This window comes from Acidovorax sp. NO-1, assembly GCF_000238595.1.
In the GTDB taxonomy this organism is placed as follows: domain Bacteria; phylum Pseudomonadota; class Gammaproteobacteria; order Burkholderiales; family Burkholderiaceae_C; genus Acidovorax.
The window spans coordinates 1-1,167 of the sequence record NZ_AGTS01000035.1 but is presented as its reverse complement, the minus strand read 5'-3'; the positions used below and the strand labels follow the sequence as shown (position 1 = coordinate 1,167).

Sequence of the window (1,167 nt, the reverse complement as noted above, 5' to 3'; positions counted from 1 at the left end):
CTAGTGTCCTGAGTTAGAAATTCGCAGACAAAATCTCTCGATACTCGCCAGGATGTCATCGGCAGACTTGACCCAGACGAACGGTGTGGGATTTGAGTTGTTCAGTTCCAGGTATTGGCGAATCGCCTGCTCAAGCTGTCTTGTCGATCGGTGTGTGCCGCGACGGATGTACTTCTCGGTCAGGGTTGCAAACCAACGTTCCACCTGATTGAGCCAAGACGCGGAGGTTGGCGTGAAGTGCACGTGGAACCTGGGGTGTCTTGCAAACCATGCCTTGACCGCAGGGGTCTTGTGCGTGCCGTAGTTGTCCATCACCAAATGCACATCCAGCTGGGCTGGCACATTCGCTTCAATGGTACGCAGGAACTGCAAAAACTCCGTGCTGCGATGGCGCCGGTGTAACTCTCCAATCACTTGGCCCGTGGCAATGTCCAGTGCCGCAAACAGCGTCGTCGTTCCATGGCGCATGTAGTCGTGGGTTCTGCGCTCAGGAATACCCGGTGCCAGCGGCAAGATTGGCTGTGTGCGGTCCAGTGCCTGTATTTGACTCTTCTCATCCACGCACAACACCATCGCCTTGAGTGGCGGGTCCATGTACAGGCCGACAATGTCACGGACTTTGTCGACAAAAAACGGGTCACTGGAGAGTTTGAACGTCTCCTGGCGGTGCGGCTGCAAACCAAAAGCCCGCCAGATTCGGCTCACAGCCGTCTGTGACATGCCCATTGCCTGCGCCATAGAGCGGGTACTCCAGTGAGTTGCGCCAGTCGGCACAGACTCCAGCGTCTTGGCGATCACTGCATCGACGCGCTCATCTTCAATCGTGCGTGGAGCACCAGGGCGCGGGGCATCCAGTAAACCATCCATGCGCAGTTCAACAAAACGGCCCCGCCACTTGGAAACTGTTTGCTGCGTGACCCGCTGGCGCGCTGCCACCACCTTGTTGTCCAAGCCCTCAGCGCAAGCGAGCACGATGCGCGCTCGCAGGGCCAAGGCCTGCGCGGTCTTACGGCGCTTGGTCAACGCAATCAGTTGCTCTTGCTCCGTCGCGCTCAACACCAATGAAGTCTTTGGTCTTCCGCTCATGGCCACCTCGTCGTGCAACACACTACACGACTGATCACCATCAGAGAAAATAATTCAATGAATTTCTAACTCATGACACTA

General features: G+C 56.5%; 1 protein-coding gene. It reads right to left on the bottom strand.

Annotated elements, in window-relative coordinates; translation table 11 throughout:
- Positions 1-1,086 (bottom strand): IS630 family transposase, encoded by a 1,086-nt coding sequence (locus tag KYG_RS03120; protein ID WP_034692913.1) that lies wholly within the window; start codon positions 1,084-1,086, stop codon positions 1-3.
- Between the last annotated feature and the right edge of the window lie 81 nt (positions 1,087-1,167).

Excerpts from the sequence above, each read along its gene's own strand:
- KYG_RS03120 (WP_034692913.1), bottom strand. The coding sequence starts at position 1,086 with ATGAGCGGAAGACCAAAGACTTCATTGGTGTTGAGCGCGACGGAGCAA.